The organism is Streptomyces capparidis (assembly GCF_054782095.1).
In genome coordinates, this window is sequence record NZ_BAAGTD010000075.1 from 17,377 (window position 1) to 27,211 (window position 9,835).

13 protein-coding genes and 1 pseudogene are annotated in these 9,835 nt (G+C 71.6%); 10 read left to right on the forward strand and 4 right to left on the reverse strand.

Translation table 11 applies throughout. From position 1 onward, the window contains the following. The first annotated feature begins 758 nt into the window (after positions 1–758). The 6 genes from ACYVO2_RS34825 to ACYVO2_RS34850 all read left to right on the forward strand — a co-directional run bounded on the left by ACYVO2_RS34825 (position 759) and on the right by ACYVO2_RS34850 (position 5,168). A complete protein-coding gene (locus tag ACYVO2_RS34825) occupies positions 759–1,067 on the forward strand; it encodes a hypothetical protein (RefSeq protein ID WP_461012110.1) in 309 nt (102 codons plus the stop codon). 248 nt (positions 1,068–1,315) lie between these two features. Next, complete coding sequence (locus tag ACYVO2_RS34830; RefSeq protein WP_461012111.1) at positions 1,316–1,444, forward strand: hypothetical protein; 129 nt, start codon at positions 1,316–1,318, stop codon at positions 1,442–1,444. Between the two features lie 203 nt (positions 1,445–1,647). Continuing rightward, positions 1,648–2,025: a hypothetical protein gene (locus ACYVO2_RS34835; RefSeq protein ID WP_461012112.1), complete on the forward strand. Its 378-nt coding sequence runs from the start codon at positions 1,648–1,650 to the stop codon at positions 2,023–2,025. 233 nt (positions 2,026–2,258) lie between these two features. Further along, positions 2,259–2,417 carry a hypothetical protein gene (locus ACYVO2_RS34840; RefSeq protein WP_461012113.1) on the forward strand — a complete coding sequence of 53 codons (159 nt, stop codon included), beginning with the start codon at positions 2,259–2,261 and terminating at the stop codon, positions 2,415–2,417. A gap of 1,001 nt (positions 2,418–3,418) precedes the next feature. Beyond that, positions 3,419–3,844, forward strand: a complete 426-nt coding sequence (locus ACYVO2_RS34845; protein WP_461012114.1) for a hypothetical protein — start codon at positions 3,419–3,421, stop codon at positions 3,842–3,844. Positions 3,845–4,658: 814 nt separating this feature from the next. After that, positions 4,659–5,168 carry a hypothetical protein gene (locus ACYVO2_RS34850; protein WP_461012115.1) on the forward strand — a complete coding sequence of 170 codons (510 nt, stop codon included), beginning with the start codon at positions 4,659–4,661 and terminating at the stop codon, positions 5,166–5,168. A gap of 31 nt (positions 5,169–5,199) precedes the next feature. Here ACYVO2_RS34850 and ACYVO2_RS34855 read toward each other — a convergent pair whose 3' ends face one another. Both ACYVO2_RS34855 and ACYVO2_RS34860 read right to left on the reverse strand, forming a co-directional pair. Beyond that, entirely contained in the window at positions 5,200–5,547 is a 348-nt protein-coding gene (locus ACYVO2_RS34855) for a hypothetical protein (protein ID WP_461012116.1), read from the reverse strand. Between the two features lie 211 nt (positions 5,548–5,758). Beyond that, entirely contained in the window at positions 5,759–6,478 is a 720-nt protein-coding gene (locus tag ACYVO2_RS34860; RefSeq protein ID WP_461012117.1) for a hypothetical protein, read from the reverse strand. A 133-nt stretch (positions 6,479–6,611) separates the two neighbouring features. Here ACYVO2_RS34860 and ACYVO2_RS34865 point away from each other — a divergent pair, with 133 nt between their 5' ends. The 3 genes from ACYVO2_RS34865 (at position 6,612) to ACYVO2_RS34875 (ending at position 7,853) form a co-directional block, all read left to right on the forward strand. Continuing rightward, on the forward strand, positions 6,612–6,773 hold the full coding sequence (locus tag ACYVO2_RS34865; protein ID WP_461012118.1) for a hypothetical protein: 162 nt from the start codon (positions 6,612–6,614) through the stop codon (positions 6,771–6,773). 277 nt (positions 6,774–7,050) lie between these two features. Beyond that, positions 7,051–7,638, forward strand: a complete 588-nt coding sequence (locus tag ACYVO2_RS34870; RefSeq protein WP_461012119.1) for a hypothetical protein — start codon at positions 7,051–7,053, stop codon at positions 7,636–7,638. After that, positions 7,617–7,853 carry a hypothetical protein gene (locus ACYVO2_RS34875; protein WP_461012120.1) on the forward strand — a complete coding sequence of 79 codons (237 nt, stop codon included), beginning with the start codon at positions 7,617–7,619 and terminating at the stop codon, positions 7,851–7,853. Before ACYVO2_RS34870 ends, ACYVO2_RS34875 begins: the two co-directional genes overlap by 22 nt. Positions 7,854–8,252: 399 nt before the next feature. Here ACYVO2_RS34875 and ACYVO2_RS34880 read toward each other — a convergent pair whose 3' ends face one another. Both ACYVO2_RS34880 and ACYVO2_RS34885 read right to left on the reverse strand, forming a co-directional pair. Next, on the reverse strand, positions 8,253–8,582 hold the full coding sequence (locus ACYVO2_RS34880; RefSeq protein ID WP_461012121.1) for a hypothetical protein: 330 nt from the start codon (positions 8,580–8,582) through the stop codon (positions 8,253–8,255). A 9-nt stretch (positions 8,583–8,591) separates the two neighbouring features. After that, a complete protein-coding gene (locus ACYVO2_RS34885) occupies positions 8,592–8,831 on the reverse strand; it encodes a hypothetical protein (RefSeq protein ID WP_461012122.1) in 240 nt (79 codons plus the stop codon). Between the two features lie 28 nt (positions 8,832–8,859). On the opposite strand from ACYVO2_RS34885, the pseudogene ACYVO2_RS34890 reads away from it, so the two are divergent. Beyond that, positions 8,860–9,741: pseudogene (locus ACYVO2_RS34890) on the forward strand (IS5 family transposase). Positions 9,742–9,835: the final 94 nt, after the last annotated feature.

The window sequence follows — 9,835 nt, forward strand, 5'->3', positions numbered from 1 at the left end:
GTCAGCGGCTCTTCGCGGCTGGTCCGACAGGCTCCCGGTTCACAGAACGTACTCGGGCCGCTCGGGCTGCTGGTTCAGCCGATGACGATGAAGCTGAAGGCCCGGTCCGCCAGGGCGTAGCTGGAGTCAGAGGTTTTGATGGTCACCCGGTTCGCGTCGGTGGAGGCGATGTGAGTGCTGTCCTGACATGCTCCGGCCCGGCATCGACGGCGCGTCGGGAGATGGGCGGCACGTCCCCGCGAAGCGCATGTAGGTCGGGGACTGGCGCAGGCTGTCGCTGTCGTGGACGCCTTGCCCTCGGTGGGCAGACTCTGAGGTGTGGCGTCGCCGCTACCAACGGGCGCCCGTGCGGTTGTCGATCGAATGCCATCAGGAGGGGCACCGGCCGTGGCGGATTCCGGTTGAGGTGGACGCCCCGCATTAAAGGGTGCGCGCCCCGCCCCGTGCGTCCGGGGCGGGGCGCCGGTGGCCCTCCAAGGGGACCCGAAGCGTAGGCGGCAGGAAGTCGCGCGCAAGATGCAAGACCATGCGATGCGCCGCCCACCGGGTCTACGGGTAGCCCTCGCCAAACTTGACCGCCTCACACGCTGGGGCTGCGCCTCGCGGCTGCCGGTGCCGTGGACGGCCATGCGGTGGGACAGGGGCCGTATCGTGGGCGAGTGCGGTATTTGGCGGAGTCGTTCGTTCTCGGGGCCTTGCGGCGGGGCCGTTCGGTCGAACAGTTCCTTGGGTCATGCGGCTCGGCGGAGCACTCTGGAGTGCGCTACGTAGAGGTTCGCCCGGTACGGGAAGGGTTCGAGGTTCTTCTCCACACGGTCGAGGACGTCGGCAGTGAGAGCTTCTTGGACCTGGGTGAGTTCCCGCCGTTCGATCCAGGCGACGAGGCGAGCGAGTTCGGCCGGCTGTTGGGCATGAGCGAGGACCCGCTGGCCGCGCTGCGGCTCGCCGAGCAGCACGCCGGGGCCGTGGGAGGGCGCTGGGTCAATGAGGGCGTCGTCCAGGACGAGTACGGCGACTTCGTTCGCGCCGGTCGGCCTGCGGAAGGCACTGCCGACACGCGGACGTGATCGAGCACGCCGGACATGGTCAGGCGCGAACGTCCCGGCCAGGCCGCAACTGCTCGCCAATGACGCCACGTCCGAGATGATCGCTCCCCTGCCGGCCACCCAACGAGGCGAGCTCGGTGTGATGTCCGCCGAATGCCGGTTGGTTCAGTCGCCGGAGGCGGAATCGGGTGCTGCTCCGCTTAGGGCTGCGAAGGAAGTCCGGTTGGCATGCGGTCGGGATTGCCGCCCGCTGTGGCTTCCGGACGACGGTGCAGGGCAGGCCGCGGACGCTCGTCACGCAGCTCGGTGACGACTCCGGCGCTGTCCGTCTCGGCGGCGTGCACGCCGTGGCCGGCCCGGCCGACGACGCCTCCACCCGCAATCTGCGCCAGACCTGAACGCGGGGGCCAGGACGACACCAGATCGCGGCGGGAAAGGCACCACTGCGGCGCGGACCACCGCCACCTGAACAGCCCCGCTCACCCGGCCGAGCCCGCGTCCGCTCGGCAAGCACGTCACAGCGCCGCGGCGCTGAAACACAGGTCCGGTGCGCAAGGGCCGACCGTGGAGTCAGGTCCGCTCGCGGCACTCCACTGAAGCCGTGGTCGGCGCAGTCACCAGCCGCCCGGCCCGCCCCGACACCCTGCTGCTGGGCCGCTTCGACCGCACCGGCACGCTCCGCCCGGTTGCCCGCACCGCCCCGCTGCCCGAAGCCCTGGCCGCCGACCTCGCCCGCGCCCTCACCCCTGCCGCGTCCGGCCATCCATGGCACGGGTTGCGGGTCAGGGCCCGGTGGGGCAGCCGCGAGCCGTTGCACTTCACCCCTGTGGAGCCTACCGCCGTGGTGGAGTTTTCCGGCGACACCGCGGTCGACGCCGGCCGCTGGCGCCACCCCGTCCGGGCCTTGCGGCTGCGTGCGGACATCACTGCGACGGACGTCCCGGACGCCGCGGCAGGCTACACCCCTGCCGCGGGATGACCGGCTGCCTCGCCGGGCGGGGAGGGAAGCCTCCGCTCCCGCGCACCACCACGTCCACTTTCCTCTCCTGCCCGACGCCACAGGGCGGAGTCGCCTGGAACCACACGAGCCGCCGGGGCAACGCTTCCCCGGCCCGGCGAGGGCCTGCGGGGGCAAGGCGGAACTGAGAGCGTGCCGCACTGGGGTACGCGCGTACGAGCGTGGAGCGCTGCGTGAGATAGTGAAACGAGCCCGTGTCGCTGCACGTCCCGCCTGCCACGGAGGTCATCGACGGGCAGCAGCTCGACAGGTTCATCGACGACAGCCCTCTCCAGGCGGCCACTGCCCACAGCCCGAACCCGGGCAGGAACGCCACCGCGCTGCACATTCACACCGCGTCCATGCACCAGTGACCATCCGAGTCGCCGCCCTTGTCACCGCACCCGCCGACCTGCGGCCGCCGCTCCACCGCATACCGCCGGACGCCTTGGGCAGTCTCGGTGATCGCCATGCCCATCTGTCCCCTCCCTCCCCACGACCTGCATGCCGACATACGCCGGAGCCCGGCCCCCACGCCTCACGCTTTACCGGGCGCGCCCGGGCTCCAACAGGACGGCCGTGCCTCGCCGACAACAAGACCCTGGCTGACCAGACCATCAGTCATCTGGCTGAGCCGGCGGGCCCTTGGCAGGCCACAGCCTGGCCCGTGTGGGGTGCCCGCCGTGGCCTGACGTAGCCACAGCGACGCAGCCGTACCGCCGTGATCGGCGACGGCGGCCACCGATCCCACCGCCACGACCGCGGGCAGAGCGTGCCGTGGCGGTGATCGGTTGGAGCGGTGCGTCGCGGGCCGAGGTAGCGGGGCCGGCGGCCGGGGGGTGCCCTTGGGGGCGGTGGCCCGGCTACACGCTCGTCGAGATGCGCGGGGAGGCGATGGTGGCGTGCACGGACCCGTCCGGGACGGTGCGCTGTACACCATGCCCGTGCCGGGTGCATCGCCTGGCGTGACACCATCCGTTCCACCGGGACGCGGAAGGGGGCACGGTCTCCGGCATGCTCACCGCGGACCGTTCCCGGCCGCGCATGCCGCCTGGCTTGGGCACGGGCGAGCCAGGGAGTTGGCACGCCCTCGGACTCCGTCCTCGACCTGTCACCCCGGGTGCGCGTTCGAGCCTGCCGTCGGACGTTCTCCCGGGGGCGTACGTCTGTCCCGGGATCGCTCCGCCCGTGGGGCTGTGCGGGTTCTGAGGCCGCATCACGGGGCGGTGCGGCGCGGGCGCGGGTGGTCACTAGGCTGTCCGGGTCGGTTCGGCCACTGCCACAAGGAGCCCGGTACCCCTTGAGTACTACTCCCCCACCCTTTCCGCAGCCGCCCTACTTCGGTCCGCCTGTGTGGGGAGGCGTGCCGCCGGTCATGCCGGCCAACGTCCGGGCCGCGCGGATCACCAATTTCGTGACGATGGGGCTGTGTGTGCTCGTGGGGGTGATCGTCGGAGCTCTCGAGGGCTGGTGGATCGGAGTGGAGAAGTCCGCCATCAATCTTCCCGGGGTTGCCCTGCTCGTGCTGGCGTTCTGGTACGGGCGGGGCGGAGCCGGCGTCCGCATCTCCACGATCGTCGTGGCGAGCATTCAGATACTGTGCTCGCTCATCAACATCTTGAAAGGTTCCTTCGGCGGCTTCTACGCTCTCACGGGAGCGATCATCCTCATCGCCCTGTTCAACCAGGACACCGCCAGGCACTGGTTCGACCGCCCACGTCCCGCCGGCCCGCCACCGCACATGCCTGGCTGGGGAGGCGGCCCGGACAGCGGGGGTGTGCAGATGCGGCACAGGCGGTAGCGGGCTCTCCCGCGCGGGCAATGGTGGGGATGTCGGTGACGAGGTACCGCACGATCGCGCCGCGGCTGTGGGCGCCGCTGTGCCGCTCGTCGGCGTCAATGGGCACGCTGAGGTTGTGGCGCACGGCGGCCACGTCGGCGTGGCCCCGCACATCCGAGCGACAGCACTCCGACGGGCGGGCGGCAGCTCGCGGGCAGGACACCGCTGCCTACGGGCCTGCCCGACCGACGAGGTGACGCGCCACTCCCTGCTTCCCGCTGCGGAGTGGTCACGGCCCGCGAGGGTGAGGTTGTCTGACGTTGCCGTGGACCTACTGGTGCATGCCCGTGTCGATTCCTCCGGCCGGCGGGCCACCTTTCGCGTGGCGCTGAGCACCATGCGCGCCGGCTGACTGCTCGCACGTACGGCTGACGGCGAGGTCGGCCGAGCACCGTGTTCGCTGCCATACCCTCCGCCGCCGACCTGTGGCCGCTCCAGCCCTGTGCCGTGACGCACCGCTCGCCGCCGTTGGCGGCGCGCCCCGGGCACCCGGCCCCAAGGCCCTCTGCGGCGGTGTCCTTCTGACGACCGGCGTCGGGTCACCGGCCTGCGCGCGGCGCGGGCAGCGCCGCGGGCAGGAGCGCCTTGTCGTCGACCGCGGCGGGGTACCGGTCGCTGACCACTGGGTCCCTCCTTGGTCGCATGGGGAACTGGTCGGGTGCAGGGCCTCAGTTGTGCCCGGGGTTGGCCGACTGGTCGCTGGGTGGGGTGTAACGGGCGGGTCGGGGGTGGCGATGTGCTCGGACGTCCCCCGTGAGCCGATGGTGGAGCAGCCTTGAACTCGCGAGAGTGCGTGCCTGTTGATTCTGTCCTCGATGCCGGTGATGGCACCGTCCGGTCCGCCGTCGTGAAGGGTGTCCGGGAGGAGGAGACCGCCCGTGAGCAGCGGTGTGTCGATCGTCTTCATCGGCGGCTCGACGAGTTGCGGGAGGAGGTCGGGCTGCGGCTCGCCGCTGTGCTGCGGGAGGCGGGGGGTGGCGCGCAGGCCCGGGTCGAGCGCGGTGTCGCCGTCGAGTTGTGCGGGCGGCTGCTCGCCGGGTACGAGGCGGCCGAGGAGGGGCTGTGCTTCGGACGGCTGGACCTGTGTGACGGCGGGAGCCTGCATATCGGTCGTGTCGGGCAGCAGGTGGTCGACGCGGAGACCAGCTTGCGCTTTACACCGGCTCCCGCGGCCCGGCGGCGAGAACGCGAGGCGAGCGCGGCCCGGTGCCGCTCGTGCCACAACGGACCAAGCTCCGCGACGAGGTCGGCGATCACCTCCGGCGACGCCCGCTGTGCGGCCTGACGGCTGCCGACCGCACAGCGGGCTTGTGTGGTCAGGTCCGCCAGCGGAACCCAGCCGCGGCCCCGGTCCGGCTCGGGGTCGTCCTGCGGCTCCGGCGGCGCGACGGCCTCGAGGCGGGCGGCTTCGGCAGCGACTTCCTCGCGGGCGACGTCGTCGGCGCGGCAAGGGCGCACACCGACTTGTCCCCGGCCCGTACGGCGGTCCGGTGCACGGTGACCTCCTCCCAGCGCTCGTCGGTGAACTTCTGCCCGCAGCGCTTGCACACTGGGCGCTGCGCCTCCCGCTGTACGGCGCGGCGCTGCTTGTCCTGCGCGTCGGCGCGGGCCTCCTGGGCGCGGTAGAGGGCGTGGCCATCGGGGTTGTCGAGCGCGGCCGTCAACGTCTGCTCCCCGGTCCGTCCCGGCCGCCCCCACACCGCAGTGCCACCACTGACACCGGCTGACCGATAGCGGTGCCTCTGCGGCCCGAGCGGCCCCGGGACCCCGCAGGCGTGTGGGAAGCACTCCGGCGGGGCCTTGCGTGCCCCGGTCACCCACGACGAGCGCCAGGACGGCCAGCCCTTGCCTCGCCGGGCCCGGCCCGCACGGTGGTCAGCAGCGGATCCCGGCGGCCTTGCCGCGGTGATGTGCCGGTACGCCTCCCGGACGGCGCCGTCCAGCAGCGCGCAGGCGCACGGTGGTGGCCAGAATACGCACCGCCGGGGTGTCCAGCGTCAGCACGGCGACCACCCGACGCAGGTCAACGACGACCTCTGCGAGTCGGCCCCGGGTCGCAGTACTTTCCCCGTCGGCCCTCACGCCGCCGCCACGGTACGCGGCCCGCAACCGGACGCCCCCGCCGGTCCGGGGCCTCGGGGCGCGCTCCGCGAACACAGCCAGACGCAGCACGAGGTAACGGCCGATCCCGACGAGCGCGGTGGCCGCCAGGTACACCGTCTGCTGCAGGACGAGTCCGGCGCCGGGACGGAGCACGGCCAGCGAGCCGACTGCGGCGGACGTGACCAGCCAGCCGAGGGCAATGGTGGCCGTGCTCTTCATGTGGCCGGCCAGACCGGGCCGTCCGTGGCCGAACGAGACGCGGGCGTGCAGTTCGGTGGCGACCACGGTGGAGACGACAGTGGTCAGCGCGTTCGCCGCCATCCACGGGATCCACTGCGAAAGCAGGACCAGAGCCGCCGAGGCAGCCAGGGTGACTCCGCTTCCCAGCCCGGCGAAGCGCCCGAAGGCCGCCGCGTGCCGACGGATCAGCCTCAGGCCGTTCATGGTGATCCCCTCCTGGGCCGCCACCCCTGGCGGGGCCGTCGTTGTCATGCAGCAGAGCGTGGCCGACCCCACATTCAGCGCGGTTTCAGAGCGTTCTCAGCGGTGCCGACGGCGGTGAAACCGGCGCGGCGATACACCGCCACCCGCCTCTTCCCTGATCAGCTGCTCAGCGGACTGGAGCTTGTGGGAACGCCCCGAGCCAGCCGGGCCCGCCGACTGGACCGCCATCCAACACCGCTGGAACCTCACCGCCGACCCCGCCGACCCCGCCGAACACCACACCCTCACCCAGCTCGCCGCCGACTGCCCGAACGTCCCCGTCACCATCACCACCCCCGCCTGACCGGCAACCCGCCCGGGGGCCCAAGGGCCGCCCCGACCGTGCCGGGCGGGAGTCCATTCCGGGCAACGCGAACGCCTGGAACAGCTCGGCGTCCAACCCGCCGCCGGACAGCGGCCCGGGGCCGCAGAAGGGAACGGGGCAGGGGGCGGCGCGGCGAGCGGCACCAAGGGCGACGCGATCCGGCAGTGTGGTGCGCAGATCGCTCAGAAACAGGGGGCGCCGCCACTGCCACAACAGGGACAATGCCCTGTCAACCAGTCCGGCAGAGAGGCCCCTTGTGGTCCACTTCGACAACACCAAGCACGTGCAGATCCGCATCAATCCCACCCGAGTAGGCCTCACTCCCGGTTTCGATGTGCACCGGCTCGCTATCGCGGCCGAACTGCTGCCCTCAGGCCTGGAGTACGACATGCTGTGCGAGATAGAGGCAGAGGCCTACGCCGCTCCCCCAGGCTGGCGGTGGCTCGCAACAGCAAGCCCCATACGCACCAGGTTGAGCAACCACAATCACACCAGCCTCCAGCTCGTCTTTCCCGTCACCAACCAGCAAGTGCTGGCCCTCGAGGAACACCGAGCCGGGCAGGATCTCCTCCTGGAGCTGAAAGTCAGCGGCTTCTTCCCGTTCGACAACGCCTCCGCTGAGAGCCGCGAGCAGATGCGGGTACCGGCAAGCGTGTGGCAGACCGAGCTGGAACGGCTTGGCACCTCCTTCAGCTTCGCGCTGGCCATTCCCTACCAGTCCCCCAGGGGGCGCAGCGGGATGCTGCGGTGTACCTGCAGGACGCTCGCCGACTGCTGCACGCCGGGGAGTTCGACAAGGCGATCGGCAGCGCCCGCCAGGCCATGGAACGCATCCTCGCCGTAGCCAACTGGCCGCAGATCAGCAAGAACGACGATCTACACCACCGCAGCCAGACGCAGCGGTGGCGCGCGATCTACAAGGCAGCGTTCGACCAGGCATCAGGGGCCGAACACGCCGACGAGGTGACCAAGGACTTCACCTACAGTCGCGGGGAAGCCGAAGCCCTGATCGGCATCGCAGCCAGCCTGCTCCGCGCTGTCCCCGCTCCCCGCCTCTGACGCTCCGTTGCTGACCCGCCCCTGTGGAGCTACTCCTCACCGGCGGCGGGCCAGTTCGGTCACAAGTTGAGAGATAGCGGTGCTAGGTATCGTCTCGCATGCGAGGGCTTTCGCGCTCGAGGCCGCAGCAATCGCGGCCGCGGCAGGGGATGGTCATGGGCACGGCTGCGCGCCCTACGCAAGGGGCAGCGCTCCCCGCTCGCCGCCCTGGGCACCGAGGCGTCGTTGATGGCCTGAGCCCAGGCCCGGCCCGGCGCACAGGTGATGGCCCTCTCCATGCTGCCCGGGGTCCGGGGCGTCGGTGAACGGGTCGGCACCCCGTAATCTGCCGCAGGCGTTGGGGGCGTGTGTCGAGCCCGGCTTTCCGGTCCGGTCCCGGCGCTGCGGAGGGGGCGGGGTTCAGTGGAAGGGTTCGAAGGTGGCGGACTGGTCGAGGTGGAAAGGCGGGCCGCAGTGGGTGGGTGTCCAGCCCTGGCCGAGCGCGTGCCGGATGGCTGTGGCGACATGGGACGGCTGTACGGGGCCGGCCGGGCGCCCGATCCAGTTGCTCGGGTGGGGTTGGCCGGTGGTGACCACCAGCACCGTCCCACGGCTTCCCGTCTGCTCGACGGCGTACGTGCAAGGGGACCAGCACACGCCTTGGCCGTAGGTCGGCCTTCCGCGCAGCCGCCAGCGGTAGGCCGTGCCCTCGACCACGATGCGCCGTGCTCCATTGCGAACCAACGCCACGACCGCAGACTACCGACCCCATGGACTGCCCGCCGACGACGGGCAGCCGATGGCCGCCGCGGTGCTGGCCAGGGTGACCGCGAGCACGATGTGGGGCACGGCGCCCAGGCACAGCTCGGCCGCCGTGCCCGGATCGGACGCGGCGCGCGCCTCTTGCAGCGCCAGTAGGCTGGTGAGCACCGCCGCATCGACCGCGGAGTCGAGAACCTCGTCCGTGGCAGGCTCACCGTCGGCCACCAGCTCGCCCACTAGGCCGTGTCTGATAATTGATCTTGTGGTGGGTCGTGGTGAGGTGACGGATGCGGCGTGGGAGCGGATCGCGCCGCTGCTGCCGGGTGCGGACGGCCGTGGGCGGCCGTGGCGGGACCACCGGCAGGTGGTCAACGGAGTGCTGTGGCGACTGCGGACCGGCGCCGTGGCGGGACCTTCCCACCCGCTACGGGCCCTGGCAGACCGTCTACGAGCGCTTCGCCCGCTGGGAGGCCGACGGCACGTGGGCCCGCCTGCTGGAACACCTCCAGGTTCGCGACGACGCCGCGGGCCGCGTGGAGTGGACGGTGTCGGTGGACTCCAGCTTCCACCGTGCCCACCAGCATGCCGCCGGTGCCCGCAAAAGGGGGCGCCGGGCGGGGACGAACTGGAGGATCCGGCACGCGCGGCGGCAGCTGAGGCGCTGGGGAAGTCGAGGGGCGGACTGACCACCAAGGTGCACCTCGCGGTCGACGGCCGCGGGCTGCCACTGGCCATGGTGGTCACCGCGGGCAACGTCAACGACTCCACCGTGTTCGAGCGGGTGATGGACACCATCCGCGTCCCGCGCGCCGGGCGCGGGCGGCCGAGGACCCGGCCGGTGAGCATCGCGGCGGACAAGGCGTACTCGTCCCGGGCGATCCGCGCCTGGTGCCGGCGGCGCGGCATCCGTGCGGCCATCCCCGAGCCGGCCGACCAGGTCGTCAACCGGCAGGCCAAGGGCTCGCGCGGCGGCCGCCCGCCGTCCTTCGACGCCGAGGCCTACCGGCGGCGGAACGTGGTCGAGCGTTGCTTCGGACGCCTGAAGCAGTTCCGGGCGATCGCGACACGGTACGACAAACTCGCCGCACGCTATCTGGCCGGACTCCACCTCGCCGCCGCCATCCTCTGGCTCCGCCAACCCGCATAGGGATTGTCAGACACCCCCTAGTACTGCAACGGTGTTTGTTCTGAGTGCTGGGCAGTTTTCAGGGGCTGTGTCCACGGCGCTTGTAGTGACTGAA